The sequence below is a fragment of the Thalassovita sp. genome, assembly GCF_034670005.1.
Lineage (GTDB): Bacteria > Pseudomonadota > Alphaproteobacteria > Rhodobacterales > Rhodobacteraceae > Thalassobius.
Map to the genome: position 1 here is coordinate 633,832 of NZ_JAXMOH010000001.1, position 19,259 is coordinate 653,090.

The 19,259-nt window shown below is 57.0% G+C and carries 19 protein-coding genes; 10 read left to right on the forward strand and 9 right to left on the reverse strand.

Features of this window, described 5'->3' with window-relative positions; genetic code table 11:
* Positions 1-210 precede the first annotated feature (210 nt).
* Positions 211-765 (forward strand): carboxymuconolactone decarboxylase family protein, encoded by a 555-nt coding sequence (locus VOI23_RS03155; protein ID WP_323781413.1) that lies wholly within the window; start codon positions 211-213, stop codon positions 763-765.
* On the opposite strand, the gene VOI23_RS03160 is transcribed toward VOI23_RS03155, so the two are convergent.
* From VOI23_RS03160 to VOI23_RS03170, 3 genes are all read right to left on the reverse strand, one after another.
* Positions 766-1,308 (reverse strand): VOC family protein, encoded by a 543-nt coding sequence (locus tag VOI23_RS03160; protein ID WP_323781415.1) that lies wholly within the window; start codon positions 1,306-1,308, stop codon positions 766-768.
* Between the two features lie 214 nt (positions 1,309-1,522).
* Complete coding sequence (locus VOI23_RS03165; protein ID WP_323781417.1) at positions 1,523-1,945, reverse strand: heme-binding protein; 423 nt, start codon at positions 1,943-1,945, stop codon at positions 1,523-1,525.
* Positions 1,942-4,104: a malate synthase G gene (locus tag VOI23_RS03170; RefSeq protein WP_323781420.1), complete on the reverse strand. Its 2,163-nt coding sequence runs from the start codon at positions 4,102-4,104 to the stop codon at positions 1,942-1,944. Before VOI23_RS03170 ends, VOI23_RS03165 begins: the two co-directional genes overlap by 4 nt.
* 117 nt (positions 4,105-4,221) lie before the next feature.
* Here VOI23_RS03170 and VOI23_RS03175 point away from each other — a divergent pair, with 117 nt between their 5' ends.
* From VOI23_RS03175 to VOI23_RS03215, 9 genes are all read left to right on the forward strand, one after another.
* Complete coding sequence (locus VOI23_RS03175) at positions 4,222-5,004, forward strand: IclR family transcriptional regulator (RefSeq protein ID WP_323781423.1); 783 nt, start codon at positions 4,222-4,224, stop codon at positions 5,002-5,004.
* A 62-nt stretch (positions 5,005-5,066) separates the two neighbouring features.
* Complete coding sequence (locus tag VOI23_RS03180; protein ID WP_323781426.1) at positions 5,067-5,876, forward strand: enoyl-CoA hydratase/isomerase family protein; 810 nt, start codon at positions 5,067-5,069, stop codon at positions 5,874-5,876.
* Positions 5,877-6,114: 238 nt separating this feature from the next.
* Positions 6,115-6,729 carry a response regulator transcription factor gene (locus VOI23_RS03185; protein ID WP_323781429.1) on the forward strand — a complete coding sequence of 205 codons (615 nt, stop codon included), beginning with the start codon at positions 6,115-6,117 and terminating at the stop codon, positions 6,727-6,729.
* Positions 6,730-7,536: 807 nt separating this feature from the next.
* Positions 7,537-8,148, forward strand: coding sequence for a ribonuclease H-like domain-containing protein (locus VOI23_RS03190; protein ID WP_323781432.1), 612 nt, complete (start codon positions 7,537-7,539; stop codon positions 8,146-8,148).
* 28 nt (positions 8,149-8,176) lie between these two features.
* Complete coding sequence (locus VOI23_RS03195; RefSeq protein WP_323781434.1) at positions 8,177-8,776, forward strand: hypothetical protein; 600 nt, start codon at positions 8,177-8,179, stop codon at positions 8,774-8,776.
* A gap of 7 nt (positions 8,777-8,783) precedes the next feature.
* Complete coding sequence (gene lptA / locus VOI23_RS03200) at positions 8,784-9,275, forward strand: lipopolysaccharide transport periplasmic protein LptA (RefSeq protein WP_323781437.1); 492 nt, start codon at positions 8,784-8,786, stop codon at positions 9,273-9,275.
* 4 nt (positions 9,276-9,279) lie between these two features.
* Positions 9,280-10,038, forward strand: a complete 759-nt coding sequence (gene lptB, locus VOI23_RS03205) for an LPS export ABC transporter ATP-binding protein (RefSeq protein ID WP_323781439.1) — start codon at positions 9,280-9,282, stop codon at positions 10,036-10,038.
* A gap of 248 nt (positions 10,039-10,286) precedes the next feature.
* Positions 10,287-10,856 (forward strand): ribosome hibernation-promoting factor, HPF/YfiA family, encoded by a 570-nt coding sequence (gene hpf / locus VOI23_RS03210; protein ID WP_323781442.1) that lies wholly within the window; start codon positions 10,287-10,289, stop codon positions 10,854-10,856.
* A 42-nt stretch (positions 10,857-10,898) separates the two neighbouring features.
* On the forward strand, positions 10,899-11,363 hold the full coding sequence (locus VOI23_RS03215; protein WP_323781445.1) for a PTS sugar transporter subunit IIA: 465 nt from the start codon (positions 10,899-10,901) through the stop codon (positions 11,361-11,363).
* On the opposite strand, the gene VOI23_RS03220 is transcribed toward VOI23_RS03215, so the two are convergent.
* From VOI23_RS03220 to VOI23_RS03245, 6 genes are all read right to left on the reverse strand, one after another.
* Positions 11,364-12,788 (reverse strand): sulfotransferase family 2 domain-containing protein, encoded by a 1,425-nt coding sequence (locus tag VOI23_RS03220; protein ID WP_323781448.1) that lies wholly within the window; start codon positions 12,786-12,788, stop codon positions 11,364-11,366.
* A 6-nt stretch (positions 12,789-12,794) separates the two neighbouring features.
* On the reverse strand, positions 12,795-14,474 hold the full coding sequence (locus VOI23_RS03225) for a beta-1,6-N-acetylglucosaminyltransferase (protein WP_323781857.1): 1,680 nt from the start codon (positions 14,472-14,474) through the stop codon (positions 12,795-12,797).
* A gap of 33 nt (positions 14,475-14,507) precedes the next feature.
* The gene (locus tag VOI23_RS03230; RefSeq protein WP_323781452.1) at positions 14,508-15,458 is read right to left on the reverse strand and encodes a glycosyltransferase family 2 protein; all 951 of its coding nucleotides are present in this window, start codon (positions 15,456-15,458) and stop codon (positions 14,508-14,510) included.
* A 102-nt stretch (positions 15,459-15,560) separates the two neighbouring features.
* Positions 15,561-16,829 carry a glycosyltransferase family 1 protein gene (locus VOI23_RS03235; protein WP_323781454.1) on the reverse strand — a complete coding sequence of 423 codons (1,269 nt, stop codon included), beginning with the start codon at positions 16,827-16,829 and terminating at the stop codon, positions 15,561-15,563.
* Positions 16,830-16,980: 151 nt separating this feature from the next.
* Positions 16,981-17,871, reverse strand: a complete 891-nt coding sequence (galU, locus tag VOI23_RS03240) for a UTP--glucose-1-phosphate uridylyltransferase GalU (RefSeq protein WP_323781457.1) — start codon at positions 17,869-17,871, stop codon at positions 16,981-16,983.
* Between the two features lie 134 nt (positions 17,872-18,005).
* Complete coding sequence (locus tag VOI23_RS03245) at positions 18,006-19,253, reverse strand: glycosyltransferase family 2 protein (RefSeq protein ID WP_323781459.1); 1,248 nt, start codon at positions 19,251-19,253, stop codon at positions 18,006-18,008.
* Positions 19,254-19,259 lie beyond the last annotated feature (6 nt).

Consider the following 19,259-nt stretch of genomic DNA (forward strand, 5'->3'; position numbering starts at 1 on the left):
AAAGAAGGCCAAAACCAAGAAGACATTACGAATCGCTTTCCCGGAAAACAACGATTATGCGCCTGCAATCAGTGTGATAATCCGACAACGAGAACGGCAACGCTCACAATCAGCGCTTCCCGGTGGTAAACCGGGGGCAATTTCTCCTGTTGCCTCCATAGCCCTCGTGCCATCTAGGAAATGACATACACCCCAGATAAGGACAAATCGATGACCGATCCGCTTCGTTTTCCCCCGATCTCCGACGCGGACTGGCCCGATCAGGTCGCCGATCTGCGCGACGGTTTCGCCGGACGCCTGAACGTTTACCGCACTATGGCGTATCATCCTGATCTGCTGAAAGCCTGGGCACCCTTGCGCCAACACGTGGTGATCGACAACGCGCTCGGCGCACAGCTGAGCGAGGTGGCAATCCTGCGCACTGGCCACAACCTCGGTTCGTCCTACGAATGGAACCAGCATGTCCATCGCGCCCGCGCCTGCGGTATGTCAGATACCCGGATCGGATCGATCCGGGGGCCATTTTCGGGCATGGATACAGACGACGCCATCATCGCCGCCGCCGTGGACGAATTGCTCAACGAAAAGCGCCTTGCGCCGCTCACGCAAAAGGCCCTGATCGCGCTGGTAGGCGAAAAGGGCCTTTTCGACGTGATCGCCACGGTAGGGTTCTATTCCACGCTGGGCTATATCCTGAACAGCTGCGACACGCCGCTGGACGACGATATCGCGGCAGATCTGGCGAAACAGCCCTTCACGGGGTGATCACACCCCACCCAATTCCTTCTTGTGCATCCAATCTGCGTGCCGGGGCGCTTTCTTGGTGCGCGACCATTCTTCCAGCATGTCCCATTTCACCGCGTTCAGCTTTTCCAACATTGCGTCTTCTTCCGGGTCCGGGCAGGCCAGCTCGACCCGGTGACCGTTCGGGTCGAAGAAATAGATTGAATGGAAAATCGAATGATCGGTCACGCCCAGCACCTCGACACCTTTCGCTTCAAGGTGCTCCTTGAATTCGATCAGCGTGTCTCGGTCCTTCACCTTGAAGGCGATGTGCTGCACCCAAACGGGCGTGTTGGGGTCGCGGCCCATTTCCGGCTTGGTCGGCAATTCGAAAAACGCCAAAACATTGCCGTCGCCCGCATCGATGAAAACATGCATATAGGGATCAGGTTCATGGGTTGACGGAACATGATCCTCGGCAATCGCCAGGATGAAATCCATGTTCAGCATGTCGCGGTACCATTCCACCGTCTCCTTGGCATCTTTGCAGCGGTAGGCGACGTGGTGAATCTTCTCAATTTTCATGGCTCAGGCCCTCCTTTGCAGAAGGGCCTAGTGGTTGCATTTGTAACCAACAAGCCTTTTTCCGAAATCTCTTTCGTTTCTTCTTGGTCAAAAATACTCCGGGGGAGTCGCGCAAAGCGCGGCGGGGGCAGCGCCCCGAATCCGCTTCGTCACAGGCGAAGCTGATCAAGCGCGCCCGGACAACCGGGCGCACAATTAGATAACCGCGCCGAGTTCAAAGCGTGGCGAGGAAGGCATCGATCCCGGCTTGGGCCACCTCGGTATCCTGCGCTGGCGAGCCAGAGCTGACACCGATGCCACCAACGCATTCGCCGCCCACGAAAACCGGCAGACCGCCGCCCACCACCATCAACCGTCCCCCGATGGCCGACCCTATACCATAGGCCGGCGCGCCCGGTTGGGCCGCCGCGCCGTATTCATGGGTCGCCTTCTTCGCGCCCGAAGCGGTGAAGCTCTTGTCGATCGCGATGGTGGAAGAGGTCACCTTGCCGCCATCCATCCGCTCGAAGGCGATCAGGTTGCCCCCCTCGTCGGTGATGGCGATGCACATCGGCACGCCGATCTCCTCGGCCTTGGCGCGGGCGCCTTCGATCATCACGCGCGCATCGGCGCAATCCAGTCTGGTCACGGTAATCATGCTCTAGCTCCTTGTTGCGCTTTGGCTTCACGGCGACGGGCATGCAGAACCGGCTCGGTATAACCCGACGGCTGCACCGCGCCCTTGAAAATCAGGTCGCAGGCGGCGGCAAAGGCCACACCGTCATACCCCGGCGCCATCGGCGTGTAAGCCGCGTCGCCCGCGTTCTGCCGGTCCACTTCCAGCGCCATGCGTTTCAGGCTTTCCATCACCTGGTCCTCGGTCACCAGCCCATGCATCAGCCAGTTCGCCAGGTATTGCGACGAAATCCGCAGCGTCGCGCGGTCTTCCATCAGGCCGACATCGTTGATGTCGGGCACCTTGGAACAGCCCACGCCCTGGTCGATCCAGCGCACAACGTAACCCAGGATGCCCTGGCAGTTGTTGTCCACGTCGCGGCGCACTTCATCGTCGGTCAGGTTGCGGCCCGCCAGCAACGGCGGGGTCAGCAGCGCGTCGCGGCTGGCCGCCTCGCGATGCTTGATTTCGTCCTGACGGGCGAACACGTCGACCATGTGGTAATGGGTGGCGTGAAGCGTCGCGGCCGTGGGTGAGGGCACCCATGCGGTGTTGGCGCCGGCCATCGGGTGGCCGATCTTGGCCTCCAACATTTCGGCCATGGCATCGGGTTTCGCCCACATGCCCTTGCCGATCTGGCCCTTGCCCTGCATCCCGGTGGCAAGACCGGTGTCGACGTTGCCGTCCTCATAGGCGGACAGCCAGCCGGCATCTTTCATTTCGCCTTTCGGGATGAACGGCCCGGCCTGCATGCTGGTATGGATCTCATCGCCGGTGCGGTCGAGGAAGCCGGTATTGATGAACACCAGACGTTCCTTCACGGCGCGGATGCATTCCTTGAGGTTGGCCGAGGTCCGGCGTTCCTCGTCCATCACGCCCAGCTTGACGGTGTTGGCGGGCAGGCCAAGGATGTCTTCGACCCGTCCATACATGGTGTTGGCAAACGCCACTTCCTCGGGGCCGTGCATCTTCGGCTTCACCACGTAAACCGATCCGGCGCGCGAATTGCGTGGGCCTTCGGTCTTTTTCAGGTCATGCATCGCGCAGGCCACGGTGATCAGCGCGTCCAGCATTCCCTCGGGGGTTTCCTGGCCATCCATCAGCACCGCGTCGGTGGTCATCAGGTGACCCACGTTGCGCACCAGCAGAAGCGCCCGGCCCTGCAGGGTCAGCGTCGATCCGTCCGGCGCGGTCAGAACCTTGTCATCGGCCAGACGGCGGGTCATCTGTTTGCCACCCTTCTCGAAGCTCTCGGTCAGGTCGCCCTTCATCAGGCCCAGCCACTTGGCATAGACGTCGGTCTTGTCTTCGGCATCCACCGCCGCGACGCTGTCTTCGCAATCCTGGATCGCGGTCAGGGCGCTTTCCAGCACCACGTCGCGCAGACCAGCCGGGCTCGTTGCCCCCACCGGGTGCGACGGGTCAATCAGCAGCTCGATATGCATCCCGTTGTGGCACAGCATGTAAGATGCTTTATCGCCGTCTTCGGTGTAGCCGACGAAAGCTGCCGGATCGGCAAACGGCACTTCGCGTGCGTCGATCAGCGCGACCAGTTCAACGCCCTCGCGCTGGTACGCGGTCACGTCCCTGTGCGATGCACCAACCAGCGGCACCGCCTTGTCGAGGAAATCCGCCGCCCAGGCCACCGCCTGCGCACCGCGCTTGGGATCGTAACCGGTCCCTTCCGGCGCGCCCGGCAGCGCATCGGTGCCGTAAAGCGCATCATAGAGAGACCCCCAACGGGCATTGGCTGCGTTCAGCGCGAAACGCGCGTTCATCACCGGCACAACCAGTTGCGGCCCGGCGACGCGTGCGATTTCGTCATCGGCATTCGCGGTGGTGATTTCGAAATCCTCACCCTCGGGCACCAGATAACCGATTTCGCGCAGGAACGCCTGATAAGCGTCGTTGTCCCAATCCTGCCCCTTGCGGGCGGCAAGCCAGTCGTCAATCTGTTTCTGCAGGTCTTCGCGGACCTCCAGCAGGCGGCGGTTTTCCGGCGCCAGATCGGCCAGCATCTTGGCATAGCCGGACCAGACCGCGTCGGTCTCCAGCCCCAGATCGGGCAGGATCTGTGTTTCAACCAGTTCGGCCAGTTCGCTGGCCACCTGAATCCCGGCGCGGGTCACGTATTCGGTCATCGCGGCTCTCCTTTCCTATTTGCGGACAGAATAGGCATACCACGGGATTCCGTCTCACCCCTTGTCAAAATTTTCCATATCGTGGAAACTTAGGTCGCAATAATGGAAAGCCTACGTATGACAGAGAAGCAAACAGGCGGCGTTCAGTCGGTTCATCGGGCACTGGACCTGTTGGAACGGATCGCGCAGATCAGCGATGGCGCGCGGCTGTCCGATCTGGCGAAAGACGCTGGTCTTGCGGTATCCACCACGCACCGCTTGCTGACCACATTGGAACAGCGCGGCTTCGTGCAATCGGACGCCTCCAGCGGCCGTTGGCACATGGGTCAACGCGCCTTTGCCGTCGGATCCGCCTACGCCAAACAGCGCAGTTTTGTCGCCCCCGCCCTACCCTTTCTGCGCCGGTTGCGCGACATCACCCGCGAAACCGCCAATCTGGGCGTGATTGAAGATGGCGAGGTCGTCACACTGTCGCAGGTAGAAAGCCGCGAAATCATGCGCGCCATTTCGCCCCCCGGCGGCCGGGTGCCGGTGATGTGTTCCGGCATGGGCAAGGCAATCCTTGCCACCTGGGAAGACGACGCCATAGACCGGCTTATCGACCTACATGGTCTGCGCGCGATGACATCGCACAGCCTGACCAGCCGCAACGCAGTTCATGACGAAATCGCCAGAATCCGCGAGCGCGGTTTTGCCTTGGATGACGAAGAATTCGTGCTGGGCCTGCGCTGCGTCGCTGCCGTGGTCTGGGGCCCGCAAGGCGAAGCGGCCTGCGCTATTTCGGTGTCCGGGCTGGCGGCACGGCTGACTCCGGAAAAGGTGGCAGAAACCGGCGCCGAGGTAACGCGGCTGGCCGATGAACTGACCGGGGTTCTGGGCGGACACCCACCTGCCCGCTGAACGGTCTTGTGCCGCCTCCCCCTGCTATGCGACCAATGCCCCGCAACGAGAAGGATACCGCCATGACCCTGCCCACCCCCCCTGCCGAACCCGGCATCGACGACGGATTGTGTGTTCCCGTATCGCTGGGCGCGACGCGCCTGATCTGGCTGAATCAACCGAATCGCCGCAACGCACTGTCGCCGGACCTGCGCGCCGCGTTGAAGGATCTGCTGGCCAAGGCGATGCAGGACGATACGGTAAGGGCGATCGTGATTTGTGGTGCGCAGGGCAATTTCAGCGCCGGTGGTGATCTGTCCACGATGAAGGGCATCACCTCTGTCGCCGGGCGCGAACGGATGAACAACGCCGCTGACCTGATGCGGGTAATGGTGCAGGGTCCGAAACCCATCGTCGCCGCCGTCGAAGGATGGTGCGTCGGCGCGGGCATGTCGCTGGCGGCGGCCTGTGATATCGTCGTGGCGGCGCCGGATGCCAAGTTTTCACTGCCCTTCGGCAAGCTTGGACTGATCCCCGACCTTGGATCGCTGCACACGCTGAGCGCCCGTATCGGCATGGGCCGGACCAAGTGGCTGGCTTTTACCCGCCGCACCATCGACGCGCAAACCGCGATGAATTGGGGCGCGGTGGAAGACATCGCAGAAGAGGGCGCGACGCTGTTCCATGCCTTGGCCCTGGCCGAGGAAATCACCGCTGGCGCGCCGCTGACCAACAGCTATACCAAGCAATTGCTGGCCCGGCTGCCGATGGGGTTTGACGAATATCTAGCCGCGGAACGCGATACTCAGGCGATCCTCTATACATCCGAGGATTTTGACGAAGGCATCGATTCCTTTTTCGAAAAAAGACCAGCAGTATTCAATGGTAAATGACGCAATTTCAGGGCGACCCAATTTGGATGAGCGCACCCAGTAGATGCGTCACTTTCGCACGAAGAACTAGCCAAAGGGGTGGTCCGCCATCACTTAGGCTGCACCAGCCTGAACTTATAACACTGTTTTTCAACAATTTTTTTAGGTCGAGACGCTTCCTCAAACACCCGGGAAGCCGTATGATGAGTTTGTAATTAGTTAAGTTCCGGTAATCAGGAAAGGCGGGAAATACACGCCCATGCGGATTCTCTTGGCCGACGACCATATTTTGCTACTCGAAATGCTGGCGACCTTTCTGTCGCATGATGATACCCTGAAAATCGACAAGGCCGGTAATTTGCCCGCTGCGATGCAGATCATTGAAAACGGTCCGCATTTCGATCTGGTCGTGCTGGATTACCTGATGCCGGGCATGAATGGCCTGACTGGATTGCGTCAGGTTCTGGCCGCTCCGAATGTCGCACATGTGGCGCTGATGTCGGGACAGATTCCGCGATCTGATGCGATCGAAGCGATCAGGGTCGGTGCATCCGGAATTATCGCCAAATCGTCAACGCCGGACTATTTCGCCCATACGCTTAAATATCTGGCCATGGGCGGCAAACACCTGCCCGACGATCTGCTGGATTCTGACGATTCTGAACCCGACAATCCGTTCTTCGAAAACCTGTCAAAGCGCGAAACCGAAATCCTGAAAGAATTGGCGACCGGAAAAACGAACAAGAATATCGCACTTGAACTCGGCATTCAGGAAACCACGGTGAAACAGTTCGTCACCCTGATCAACAAGAAGCTGAACGTGCAAAATCGCACTCAGGCGGCGCTCTTGGCCCGCGATTACGGGTTAGCCTGATCCTGATCCAATAGGAAATGTAGCAAATCCCGATATCCTGTATATCGGGTTTCGTGCTGTCTTACCGACGGACCCCGGCAGGCAAACCTGATAGCATTGGCATCCATCGGGCCGGCACCTGATCCGGCACCGGATTTCGCTTTGTCCCCCGGACGTCCCGCGTCGATCCCCCACCCGGAAACCACATGAAATCTTGCCGACGGCTTTCACCGCCATCGGCACGACGACTGCCCCAATACAGAAAACGACCCCGGCGGTGGGCGCCGGGGTCGGAAGTCATCAGAGAGAGAGTATCTGGAGTAGAGAAAAATAGGAGCGCGAGGGAGGGGGGGACATCGAAAACAACGGTTGACTGCCTAGACGTGTTTTCTACTCGCGCTCCTAAAACTCGTTACGACTTGTTACGCTTGATCTAGAACGATGGAACTCATTACCAGTACCTTGGTATCGTTTTTACCCTGAATAGCCACCGACGCGTATCCGGGTAATGGTATGGGCATATATACTTTCGAGAGGTCAAATATTTCCTTAGCACAGCACGGTCTGTATTTATTCTTTTGATTCAATTGATTAAGAAATCGCAAATTTTCCAAAAACAGTCGTAAAAACTGGAAAAAATGTCAAAATTCCGCCAGACCGTTGGTACTGGTCTCCCGAAAGGCGGGAATCCGCAATCCGATCAACCGGCTCTGCTTGGCAAAGCCCGACGAAATGCCCTAGAACCCTTTGCTAACAGGGTGATCGAAACCTTGACCTGGATATAGATTGTCACATCCGCCCGCTCCCAGACTAAAAAAAGGAAAAGCAATGGCGAACCATCTCTACCTCAATGATCTGCCGGACGGGCTGGATCTGGGCCCGTTTGTTGCCATCGATTGCGAAACGATGGGATTGAACCCGCACCGTGACCGCCTTTGTGTGGTACAGATGTCCGGTGGCGACGGAAATGCTCACATCGTACAGATAGAGAAAGGCCAGACCGAAGCCCCAAACCTGTGCCGGATGTTGACCGATCCGACTGTGCTGAAGCTGTTTCATTTCGGGCGTTTCGACATCGCGGCGCTGTACAACGCTTTTGGCGCACTGACCGCACCGGTTTACTGCACCAAGATCGCATCGAAACTGGTGCGCACCTATACTGATCGGCATGGGTTGAAGAACCTGTTGCAGGACCTGCTGTCCACGGACGTTTCAAAGCAACAGCAGATGAGCGATTGGGGCGCACCAGAGCTGACCAACGCTCAGCTCGAATATGCCGCTTCAGATGTACTGCACCTGCACAAGCTGAAGACAGAACTGGACCGAATGTTGAAACGAGAAGGTCGCGCAGAATTGGCGCAATCGTGTTTTGACTTCCTGCCCACCCGCGCCAAACTGGATCTGGGAGGCTGGCCCGAAATTGATATTTTCGCTCACTGATACATAGCGAACATCTGGGTAGACACTGATGGCAACGCGCGATGGTTTTCATTCAAGGTTGGTAGCCTGGCTCAAAATCCTGCTGCCTTTGGCGGCGCTGGCTTTGTTGTCGACGCTGTTCTTGCTGTCGCGCGGACAGGATCACAGCGGCGTATTACCGTTTTCTCAGATCGGCCTGCAGGAACGCGCGCGCGAAGAAATCATCGCCGCCCCGCGCTTTTCGGGCGCCACCACAAGGGGCGATCTGATTTCCTTTGTCGCCGAAACCGCGCGCCCCGATCCGGACCTCGACAACGTCGCCCATGCCAGCAATCTGGACGCAAAAATTGATCTGACCAGTGGAACGCATATTTCGTTTCAGTCAGCCAATGCGCGTCTGGACAGCCAAAACGAAGAAGCCGAGCTGATGGGTGGCGTGGTGATCACCAGCTCCACCGGCTATTCGCTGCACAGCGATAACCTGAAGACAAAGATGAGCGAGATCGGCGCAGAAACCGCCGGGCCGGTTTACGGTGAAGGACCGGCGGGGACGGTCGAGGCGGGAAAAATGTTGCTGACGACCGATCCGGGCAGCGATGAAGTCCAATTGCTTTTCACAAACGGCGTAAAGCTGGTATATCAGCCATAGAAATAGGATGCTGACTTTGCGATTTTCACGACTGACGGCTTTGGCCCTGCTCATTTCCTTGACGGCACCGCTCGCGGCCGCCGAAGACGTTGCCTTCGGCACGGCGCGGCAGGACCCGCAACAGCCGGTCGAAGTCAGTGCCGATAACCTGACGGTCAGCCAGAAAGATGGGACAGCGACTTTTAGCGGCAATGTAATGATCACACAAGGCGACATGATCCTGAATGCGCCCAGCGTTCTGGTGGTTTACAAAGAAGAAAATAAAAAGATTTCCAGACTCGAAGCTTCGGGTGGTATCACCCTGGTCAGCGGACCCGATGCTGCCGAGGCACAAAGCGCCGAATATGACATCGATGCCGGCACCGTTCTGCTGCTGGGATCTGTATTGCTGAGCCAAGGGACGAACGTGATGTCGGGCGACCGGATCACCATCAATCTCGATGCGGGGACGGCCCAAGTCGGTGGCCGGGTAAAAACCACCCTGCAACCCAAGGATTAACCGAATGGCAGCGCCCAATTTGACCGTGACCGAAGGCAGGTCAGGTTTGGAAATCCAAAATCTGCGCAAAAGCTACAAAACCCGCACCGTGATTCGTGATTTCAGTATGAAACTGAACCGGGGCGAGGTGGTCGCGCTGCTGGGTCCGAACGGCTGTGGCAAGTCGACGACTTTCTATTCGGTTTGCGGCCTGGTCTATCCAGAAGGCGGTCATGTGCTGATCGACGGGCGCGACGTGACCAACCTGCCGATGTATCGCCGCGCCAAGCTCGGCATCGGCTATCTGCCGCAGGAAATGTCGATCTTTCGCGGTCTGAGCGTCGAAGACAATATCTCGGCCGTGTTGGATATCGCCGAGAAGGACCGTCACAAAAGGCGCGAACGGCTGGAAGAGCTGTTGTCGGAATTTTCCATCGAACATTTGCGTCGTGCTCCTGCTTTGGCGCTGTCGGGCGGCGAACGGCGCCGGGTCGAGATCGCGCGCTGCCTCGCTGCCAATCCCAAATATCTGTTGTTGGACGAACCCTTTGCCGGTGTCGATCCGATCAGCGTCGGGGATATCCGCCATTTGGTCGCCGATCTGAAAAAGCGCGGCATTGGGGTTCTGATCACCGACCACAATGTCCGCGAAACACTGGATATCGTCGATCGCGCCTATATCCTGCATGATGGTCGTGTACTGATGTCGGGCACGCCCGAGGAAGTGGTGGAAAACGAAAATGTCCGCCGGGTTTATCTTGGCGATAGTTTCAAGATTTCCTGAGATTCCGCATAATCCGGAACCAAGCTGATAATTTTCTTACTTCCGTCGATTGACATCTGCCCACCGACTCGCCTCAAATACTCTTATGACATTCATGGATCTTGCACCTCTGATGCTTATGGTCTTGTTGCCAAGGCCCGGTTGTGGACAGGCTCATGCGATGTCCCAATCAAGCATTCGGGAATAAAAACAACCGGCCGCATAAGGCAGCCGGCATAACACCCGATTTGTCACGTAAAGGAGACAAGATGCGCTATCAAATCAGTGGAAAACAGATTGATATCGGCGATGCGCTACAAGTTCACGTCAAAGATGGGCTGGGCACCGCCGTTCAAAAATACGCGGAACGGCCGACAGACGCGAATGTCGTCTTCTCGAAATCAGCAAACGAATTCGTATGTGAAGCCACTGTGCATCTTTCGACCGGCCTGACCGCGCAGGCCAAGGCGCATGATCACGAAATTTATGCAGCTTTTGAAAAATGCTGCGACAAAATGGAAAAGCAACTGCGCCGCTACAAGCGCCGCCTGAAAGACCATCACATCACCCGAAGCGAACCAGTTGAACAATTCGGCGCGGCATCGTATATCCTCGCGCCTGAAGGTGAGGATGTGGAATCGGAGCGTGAAACGCTGCAACCTGTCATCGTCGCAGAGATGGAAACCAAGATTCAAACGCTGTCGGTTGGAGAAGCCGTCATGCAGATGGAATTAGCCGGTGCACCGGTTCTTGTTTTCCGAAACGAGGGAAAAGAAGGGCTGAATGTCGTGTATCGCCGTGATGATGGCAACATCGGCTGGATTGACCCTCAGCAATAACGGCGGAGCAGTGCGTTCCGTCATCGGAGCAACGTAAGCTTTATGGAAATTTCCGGTATCCTCAAGCCGGAGGCTGTTAAGGTTGTTGCCTCGGCCTCCAGCAAGAAACGTTTGCTGCACGATCTGGGTGATCTGGCCTCAACTGCCTATGGGGTGAACCCCTCGGCAGCGGTCGAAGCTCTGCTGGAACGCGAAACTCTGGGACCGACAGGCGTGGGCCACGGTGTGGCCCTGCCTCATGCGCGTCTGGACGATCTTGATCGGGTCGTCGGCGCCTTCATCCTGATGGAAAAACCAATCGATTTCGAAGCCATCGACCGTCAACCTGTCGATATTGTCTTTGCTCTGTTCGCTCCGGAAGAGGCTGGCGTCGAACACTTGAAGGCGCTGGCGCTGGTGTCACGGACATTGCGCGAAAACGCGCTGCGCACCAAACTGCGGGCGAATAACGATCCCAGCACGCTTTACACCATCCTGACCGCCGCCCAAGGGGCGCAGGCGGCCTGATCAGCGCCAGGGGCCAAAGCCGAAGCTGACGTAGTCCTTATTGTAAATATTGTTGACCAGAGATTCGATCTCCGCATCGTAGATCGACTCCAGCGGCACCGGCACGATTTCAGTCACGATGTCCGGCACAGGCGCATCGCTGCGTCCGGCACGCGCCGCAACGAAGGGCAGCATGGTGTCCAGCTCATCCTCCCGCAGAATGAAATCAGGCGGCGTTACATCGGCAAAACCCTGCAGAACCTGTACCTGGCTGGCCCAGGACGCATCGACCCGCACACCGGTCTGCCCCGCCAAATTGGCCTTCAGAAAGTCCAGAAACCCGATGAAGCAAGTCCGATGGATGGCTGCGTCATAGCTATCGTCAACCTCTTCGGGCAACGGTAGTTTGAAATTCTTGACGATCGTCTTGCGGATTTTGCTGAAACTTCCAGGTCCGGTGGACAGGATTTTTTCACAGAACGCGGCATGGGCCCGTGCCACCGGATGACGCAGCACAGTAAAGCTGCGAAAGCCGGTATTGTCCTTCTTCCAATCACGCAAAGATTTCTGACTGAACCGCGATGTCAATTCATCTTGGCTGACTGCATCAAGCGCTGCCAGCCACTTGGTCACGCTGAGCTCAGGACCCGACCGGATCGGCAGATATAGCAGACGGGTTTTCGCGGCGGCAACATAGCTGGGCACCACCGCGTTGCGGCGCGGTTCGAAATTCGGTGTCCGGGTCAGGTTAAACTGATCCAGATGCGCCAGCGCCTGTTCCATCTCGGCGAAATTATCTACCTTTTCGGAAATCGGTTCCGGGTTCTGCTTCTTCAGCTTACCATCAAGCGATTCGAGCTGGTCGGGCTGCCCCAGCCATCGCCCCAGACCGTTCATAACGTCCAAATCCTGCAAATCTTCGTAGGCGACATAGAATGCCGTCTGACCGGTCTTTTGCAGCTCGTTCAGCAATAGCACCTGAAACGCCTGCAACTCGGCCAGATGAGTTTCGAAGTCGCCCCGGTCAAAATGCGCCTTGCTGTCCTTGCGCTTCTTCACATTGGTCAGTTTCCACTGGCCCGTCGCCTGCGCTATTTTCCAGCTGACATAGCTGTCCACTGGGTTACGGGTCAGAACGATCTTGGCGCAGCGCGGATCGGCCAGACATAGTTCCAGCACCCGCGGATCGTGATCGTGGAAGTAGCGAAATCCGCCCATCCCCTCGCTATGCTGTTTGATCGTATCGATCAGCCGTGCAGGATCTTTTTCCCGCATCTCTTGGCTGATACCCAGAATCTCGGTCGAATTCGGATAACCAATAAAATGTGGATTGAAAGCCTCGCCATGACAAACCAGCCCCGGAAAGGCGTTCAAATTTGCCTCCAAAAAATTTGACCCCGTCCGCATCTCCGCGAACACGATGAAATAGTCAAACCTGTCATTCATGGAATATCATCGCACCAAATAGGGTTTACGTTTCGGGCGTTTGCCGTTGCTCAGGTCCCTCTCGACGGCGAAATCGCCCATCAAATAAGGATGCATGCCCTGGTTTTTCAGATTCTGCAGAAATTGGCCGAACCCGGTCAAATCTGCCATTTTCGGCGCTTCCGACAGGCGGCGCATCGACCTGTTGCCAATCTCGTCGATAATCGTTTGCAACGGTTCCATCGGATTTTCGATGAACTCCGCCATCGTCCATATCCGGATACGCGCCTTGGAATAAGGCGACCGTAGCACATTCAAATGCTCCGCCTCGATCTTCTGCAGCAGCGCGGCTTCTTTCCGCAAATCAGCGAAATTTCGATTCGACTTGAACAAAGGCACAGCCCAGGCACCACTGATCACCGAAACTTGCGCATTGGGGTCCTTGGCGAACAACCAATCGATATCCTGAACATCATTGGGCCCGAACTGTAAGCATTGCCTTTCACCGCGTGCATTCCAGATCAAGCTGGTCAGAAACGCCTGTGGATTGTAATCGCGATGCAGCGCGCTGTCGGACAGCGCGCCATTCACCACCGTCTGCCCATCGGCGTATTCGACCCGTTCCTTGGCGAATAGATGTCCATGAACCCGGGCGCTGGTCGCCTTGGTCAGCCAGCGGTCGAAATCCTCGAACAAGTCGGAAAAGCCTTCGAAAATGGAATACTGGCCAGATGTCACTCCGTTTTCCCAACCCTCATGCGGAAAACGGCTATGCATATAAAGCCCGGGCCGACCGCGGGTTCGACGCTCCACCGCCTTGGCGAAAATCCGGTCTATCTTGCCCGGATTAGGTTCGGCCCCCTTCATCGTGCCCGCCGGATCGGTCAAGAATGCCTCGTATAACCGATTGGCATGAGGCCATATCTTGCGCGCAACGAAACAATCCGACCGACGCAAAAGCTGCAGGTGGTCATCATAGAAAATATGCGGTTTACCCTGGAAGTCGAATTTCGACAGGGTAAGCGACCGGCTCTCGATATTACTGGAATAGAGACGCGACAAAGATTGAAAATAGCTTTCATCGGGAATCCAGACCCGTTTGAAGAAACGGTCGTAAAGATCGCGGTCCGGGTCTTGCAGGATCGCCGACAGGGTTTGCCGGGTCAGGCACCACCATTGGCTGCCCATATGCGGCACGATGCCGTTGGGCATCTTCCGCTTCAGTCCAAACCGGCGCTGAATGTTTACCCAGCTGTCGAACAGCATCCGCTGCTGTTTCCACGCGAACGGAAAACTCAGAGTGAACCGTTCCGCATCCAGGCCGCCAACCGTCCAAGGCACGTCCGCCGTTGTGGCGCTTTCGATGAAATCGGTCCGTGGCCGGTCGGCCAGATAATCGATCAGCTCCTTCACCGGACGCAGCGGCAGACAGGACCCCGAAGACAGGTACACATGGCGCACATCGGGAAACTCGGCCAGCATCAGTTCGGCAGCACTTTGCGAGGCTGCCACGATTCCCCAAGTGCCCCATTCGCAGCGATGACGGCTGCTGAACCGCACATCGGGCAAATCAGACAATGCTTTGCGGAACGTGTTGTAGGTGTGACGGTCAACATTGCGGTCCACATGGATCACCACCGGGCAACCGGCCGCCGCCCAGTGTCGGGCGACCTGTTCGGCCCGCCCCAGCGCGGTATGCACCAGCATGATGATCCCGACCGTTCCCACCTATGCGCTCCCTTACGCCCAATTGCCCTTGGACATCAGCCCAAGAATTTCAAGCTGCCGCCAATTGATGTATTTTTCGGACCATTTACACCAGAGGTCCGGATTGTCGTTCAAGCTTTGAGCATAGGCGACATATTCTACGCTGGCCGAATAGTGTTGCTTGCGCTGCAATTCTTCTTCGGCCTTTGTATGGAACGTGTCCAGAAATTTAGTGTGCAGAAGCGCGCCGCTGGCCTTTTCGCCGCCCCATTCGTCGTAAACCAAGTTCAAACCACGCGGCAGAAGCATGTGGGTGGAACTGGTATAGACGTATTTCTTGTCCCACTTGACCAGCGGGACCTTGTTCAACGCCGGCGCCTTTTCCGGTGCGTCAGCAAAAAACACCCGCGACCGCGGTCCACCCTGAATCCACAGATTGCCGAATTTCCAGTTCCGTTCGATGGTGTAGTTGCCTGAATCGAACCAGTTGGCGATTTCCAACGGGTCCTGCCCGGCACGATAGGGCTGTTGGTCAATCCGGCCCTTTGGATACATGTCCATCAACATTGCGCTGAAGGACTTGATCGATGACGCATCAAGCCAGTCGGTCAGCGCCCGCAAGGGCCGTGTATCACAGAACGGGTAGACCAAGAATTCATCAGGATCGACGACCAAGGTCCAATGCCCGTGACCGTATTTCCGCTGCAGCCAGTTCAGCCAATCAACCCCGAAACGCGACCGTTTATAGCTGCTCCTTGTGTGCCACACGGAAACGTCCGGTTGATCCGAAAGGTAGGAAACCGACCCGTCGCTGCTGTCATTGTCCACGATCAGGAAGTGGTTCACCCCCATGTCGCGATAATATTGCAAAAAATAGGGCAGCCTGATCTGCTCATTGCGTTGGGTCGAAAATAGCAGGATGTCGCCCGGTTTGATCTGGGAGGTGCGATTGACAACGGGTTTCAGTTCCCGCCGTTTACGCATAGCACGGATCAGAAAACGTTTCCGCTTTACCCTCAGACGATATGCCTGCCAAACACCCACTCTTTTCCCCTACCCATCGACCAGAGCGCAGATGTAACGGTTCTACAGCGCCAGTCTGAACACTTGCTTGAAATGTGTCTCCCAAGAAGGGGGCACAAATCGTGCCATTTGGGATTGGCTTGCCCGTTTATCTGCCTGCCAGCAAGTCGCCAGCTTTGTTATGTTTCTTTGCCAAGAATACCGATCATTCACATCTGCGTAAACGGCATTCTCTCCCAGCAATTCACGGCACACGGGCAAATCGGAACAGATGACCGGTGCTCCCAGCGCCAACGCCTCTAGCGGCGGCAGGCCATAACCTTCGGCATGGCTGGGAAACAGCAGCCCGGCCGAGCCCTGCAACAGCCCTGACACCTGCCCGTCGCTCAGGCCCTGCAATTCGAAAACCGGACCGTTCCGCGCGGACCATTTGTCCAGCCGACCGAACACGGTTTCATTGTTCCAGCCACGATTGCCGCAGATCACCAATTGCGGCGGCCGTTCCCCATCTGCCAGATCATCCCAGATATCCAACAGCAAAGCATGGTTCTTGCGCGGTTCAATCGTGCCCAGCACCACGAAATAGGGGCAAGTCTGATCAAAGCCTTCGGGCATATATATAGGTTGTGGGATCGCGACATTGACGCCCAACAGCCCCACTATACATTCCGGCACGGTCCCATTGGGCGCCATATGCCGTTCCACATCTGCCTTCGTCTGATGCGAATTACACAGGATCAAATCGGAATTTCCCCGAACCTTTTCCAGCATCCTTGCAAACCGGTCCACCGTTCCAACCCGCTGATAATGCGGGAAATCCAACGGTATCGTATCGTGTATCATCACCACGATCCGCGCTTCTAACCCGTGTTTCAGCGCATGCAGGACCCGGTCTGTCAGGTTCGAATGCCCGACATTGAAATAGACGGTACCCGCAGGCAGTTTCTGCTTCAACATCCGGCCCAACCGCTGCGGCAAACAGCGTTTCACGCTCAACCGACGCAGATCGGCTTGGGCCTGTTCCTGATCAAGGCTAAGCCGACGCGATGCCCACGATAACGCGTCAGGCGAACCCCAGGGGATTTCCCCGGCAATCCGATCCCGAAACCCCTGCATCCCTTGACGGTCCAGCAAGGCATAGCCCAGCGTGGTTCGCGCCACCCCAAAGAGCGGCACATCGTCCTGCAACAGATGATCCAGATAGGCGGCCTCGACCCGATCTATGCCGGTCGCTACCCTGCCTGCCCGGCGCAACAGCCGGGTGACATCCAACAGCCGCGCCCGGGGCGGGCCATTTTTCATTGTTTCCAGTTTTGTGGCAGCAACAGGCATCTGCAATCATCTGGTCCAAGGTTGAACGGCCGGGGGGCCAGCCAAGCCCATTCTTGACCCGAACCGGTGCCGACAACAAGACTGCTGCCGACGCCGAGTCAACACGGAGCTGGTGTACAAACCGCCACGCGTTCATTGCTTCTATAGGTTGCTATTGAGCGGCCTTGTCCACTGCGATCACTTCTTGCAGATAGGCCATCAATTCGTCTTTCAGATCGTCGCGCGACAGACCGAAGCTGACCGTAGCCTGCAGGAAACCTGCCTTGGACCCGCAGTCGAAACGCTGACCCCGGAAACGGAAGCCATAAACGCCATCGCCTTGGATTTCCTTCGCGATCGCATCGGTCAGCTGGATTTCCCCACCTGCGCCAGTCTCTTTTTTATTCAATGTTCTCAATACATTGGGAGAAAGGATGTAGCGCCCGATCACAGCAAGATTTGACGGTTCCTCCCCGCGCGGGGGTTTTTCCACCATGTTGTTGACCGACACCACTGAACCCATGTCTTCTTTAACATCCAGCACGCCATAGGACGACGCCTTTTCCGGCGGGACTTCCATTGCTGCGACCATCGATCCGCCGGTTTCGGCATAGGCTTCGACCATCTGCTGCAAACAGGGTTTTTCAGCAGCAATTACATCGTCAGGCAGAATGACGGCAAAGGGTTCGTTGTGAATCAGGCGACGTGCGCACCATACCGCGTGCCCCAAGCCAAGCGCCTTATGCTGCCGCACATAGGCAATTTCACCCGAATCCATATTGGTTTCTTTCAGGATCTCCAACAGCTCGGTCTTGCCCTTCTTGCGCAGCTCGGACTCAAGTTGATGGGAATGATCGAAATAATCTTCCAGCGCGGATTTACCACGCGAAGTGACAAAAATGAACTCCTTGATCCCAGCTGCCCGCGCTTCGTCAATCGCATATTGAATCAGCGGGCGATCCACCAGCGTCATGATTTCCTTTGGAACCGATTTCGTGGCTGGCAAGAAACGCGTACCGAGACCCGCTACAGGAAAAATCGCCTTTGTTACTTTAGTTCGCATTTTAATTCCTTGATTCTGCCGAAATCAAAAAGACCGATACGGCCTTACCTTTAACGGCATTTTATCCTCGCTGTTAAATGAAGGACAACAGTCGCATTGTCACATTATACGCATTACAGGTCAAATAGTGGATGCTATTGCTTGGATTTTCTACAATCCCATCGGATTCTGGCGATCCGCAGGACTTCCTCCTGCAATCTTTTCCTGAACAGACCGAACCGGAACAGCTTCTGTCCCCGGTCACTGCGACCGAACAAACCGCCACGCTGCAGCCAGAAACCGGGCTTGTGATATCTTACGGAATGGAACAACCCGGTATGAGAAAAGGTGAAAACAGACACAGTTTTTCCCTGTTCAGCCAGTTGCGCGGCCTGTCGGCAAAGTTTGCCTTTTTGCCAGATCCGTCCGGCCAGTTCGACATGTCCACCATCGGCAACACTTTCAAAGCGCAAAAAGGGGTGTTGCGCACTGCGCAATGGCAGCAGGGGTTGCAGCGCCATTTCAGCCGCGTCTGACAGACCCTGTTCCAGCCGTTTGATCGCCCAGCGCACTTCGCGCGGTTCCAGCAGGCCATCGCGCATTTGGATCAGCAAACGCTTGCGCTGCTCCTGACGGACCGCCTCGATTCTGGCCGCATGCAATGCTTCGGGGCAATGAAAGCGCAGAAAAATCATGCTGCTGGCACCGATATCGTACAGATCGGTCACAGACCGGTTGCGCCGCCGCCGGGTGCTGGGGGCATAAGCGTGATGCACCTGCGCCAGAGGAACGATTGCGGTTTTGTGCCCGGAAATTGCCAAGCGCATATTCAGATCGGTTTCGTCCAAATAGAACCGGTAGGCGGGATCAAAACCGCCTTGATCCAACAGAATCTGCCGCCGCACCGCCATATTGGTGCCCTCTGTTTTGATCGCCTGATCCGGCGGCGGCGTCAGCACGGTGTTAAACGTCTCGTCCACCTGTAGCGATTTCGCCGTGCCGGTACAGTCGACACTGCGGGCGGTCCACTGAAAACTGATACCATTGCGACCGCGAACATAACCGCCCGCAACACTGACTTCGGGGTCGCCAAACGCCGCCGCCAGATGATGCAGCCACATCGGTTCGGCCACCGCATCGTCATCGATGAACGCAACGACATTCCCGGCAGCGGCTTCGATCCCCTTGTTGCGGGCAATCGAGATATTGGCGATGTCGAAGGGAACCACCCGGACCCGCCCCGTCAGCCCCATGTCATGAATGGCCGCTTCCCCGGACGGATCGGTTACTACGATGATTTCGTAATTCGGATAGATCAGCCGCGACAGGCTGGTCAGGCAATATTTCAGAGCTTCGGGCCGATGCCGGCTGACCACAACAACGCTGACCGAAGGCATCGTCATGCGTGA

Coding starts and splice junctions, on each gene's coding strand:
- VOI23_RS03160 (WP_323781415.1), bottom strand. CDS start 1,308: ATGAAAATTGAGAAGATTCACCACGTCGCCTACCGCTGCAAAGATGCC.
- lptB (WP_323781439.1), top strand. CDS start 9,280: ATGGCAGCGCCCAATTTGACCGTGACCGAAGGCAGGTCAGGTTTGGAA.
- VOI23_RS03195 (WP_323781434.1), top strand. CDS start 8,177: ATGGCAACGCGCGATGGTTTTCATTCAAGGTTGGTAGCCTGGCTCAAA.
- VOI23_RS03185 (WP_323781429.1), top strand. CDS start 6,115: ATGCGGATTCTCTTGGCCGACGACCATATTTTGCTACTCGAAATGCTG.
- VOI23_RS03175 (WP_323781423.1), top strand. CDS start 4,222: ATGACAGAGAAGCAAACAGGCGGCGTTCAGTCGGTTCATCGGGCACTG.
- hpf (WP_323781442.1), top strand. CDS start 10,287: ATGCGCTATCAAATCAGTGGAAAACAGATTGATATCGGCGATGCGCTA.
- VOI23_RS03180 (WP_323781426.1), top strand. CDS start 5,067: ATGACCCTGCCCACCCCCCCTGCCGAACCCGGCATCGACGACGGATTG.
- VOI23_RS03225 (WP_323781857.1), bottom strand. CDS start 14,474: ATGCTGGTGCATACCGCGCTGGGGCGGGCCGAACAGGTCGCCCGACAC.
- VOI23_RS03170 (WP_323781420.1), bottom strand. CDS start 4,104: ATGACCGAATACGTGACCCGCGCCGGGATTCAGGTGGCCAGCGAACTG.
- VOI23_RS03235 (WP_323781454.1), bottom strand. CDS start 16,829: ATGCCTGTTGCTGCCACAAAACTGGAAACAATGAAAAATGGCCCGCCC.
- VOI23_RS03190 (WP_323781432.1), top strand. CDS start 7,537: ATGGCGAACCATCTCTACCTCAATGATCTGCCGGACGGGCTGGATCTG.
- VOI23_RS03155 (WP_323781413.1), top strand. CDS start 211: ATGACCGATCCGCTTCGTTTTCCCCCGATCTCCGACGCGGACTGGCCC.
- VOI23_RS03230 (WP_323781452.1), bottom strand. CDS start 15,458: ATGCGTAAACGGCGGGAACTGAAACCCGTTGTCAATCGCACCTCCCAG.
- VOI23_RS03215 (WP_323781445.1), top strand. CDS start 10,899: ATGGAAATTTCCGGTATCCTCAAGCCGGAGGCTGTTAAGGTTGTTGCC.
- VOI23_RS03165 (WP_323781417.1), bottom strand. CDS start 1,945: ATGATTACCGTGACCAGACTGGATTGCGCCGATGCGCGCGTGATGATC.
- galU (WP_323781457.1), bottom strand. CDS start 17,871: ATGCGAACTAAAGTAACAAAGGCGATTTTTCCTGTAGCGGGTCTCGGT.
- lptA (WP_323781437.1), top strand. CDS start 8,784: ATGCTGACTTTGCGATTTTCACGACTGACGGCTTTGGCCCTGCTCATT.
- VOI23_RS03245 (WP_323781459.1), bottom strand. CDS start 19,253: ATGACGATGCCTTCGGTCAGCGTTGTTGTGGTCAGCCGGCATCGGCCC.
- VOI23_RS03220 (WP_323781448.1), bottom strand. CDS start 12,788: ATGAATGACAGGTTTGACTATTTCATCGTGTTCGCGGAGATGCGGACG.